Source organism: Sulfitobacter sediminis (genome assembly GCF_040811725.1).
GTDB classification, from domain to species: domain Bacteria; phylum Pseudomonadota; class Alphaproteobacteria; order Rhodobacterales; family Rhodobacteraceae; genus Sulfitobacter; species Sulfitobacter sediminis.
The window spans coordinates 1-291 of sequence record NZ_JBFNXX010000133.1 but is presented as its reverse complement, the minus strand read 5'-3'; the positions used below and the strand labels follow the sequence as shown (position 1 = coordinate 291).

Annotated in this window: 1 protein-coding gene; it reads right to left on the bottom strand. The window is 55.0% G+C overall.

Features of this window, described 5'->3' with window-relative positions:
* Positions 1–141 precede the first annotated feature (141 nt).
* Positions 142–291 (bottom strand): copper chaperone (locus tag AB2B41_RS23460; protein WP_367880244.1); only part of this gene is annotated, 150 nt, incomplete at its 5' end.

Genomic DNA, 291 nt, shown 5'->3' with positions numbered 1-291 from the left:
GAAGTCCAGTCAAACTTGCAGGTCAGCCCCACAAGCAGACCTTGGTGCAAACCGCAGCGAATGACCGGACAGAGCCCGAAGCGTGCATCATGCTCAACTAGATTGTCCGACACGCGTCCTTTTTCGGAATGCTCAAAAGCATCATGAGAAGGCAAGCGCCAGTCCCCCGAGGATCAGCGCGACCGCCGAAAGCTTAGACAGCCACGGCAGTCTAGTGGCTAGTTTTTCCATTCCGACGAAAATTGCGAGTGCCGCGATCCAAAGCAGGTTCATCACTCCACCGACGAAAAG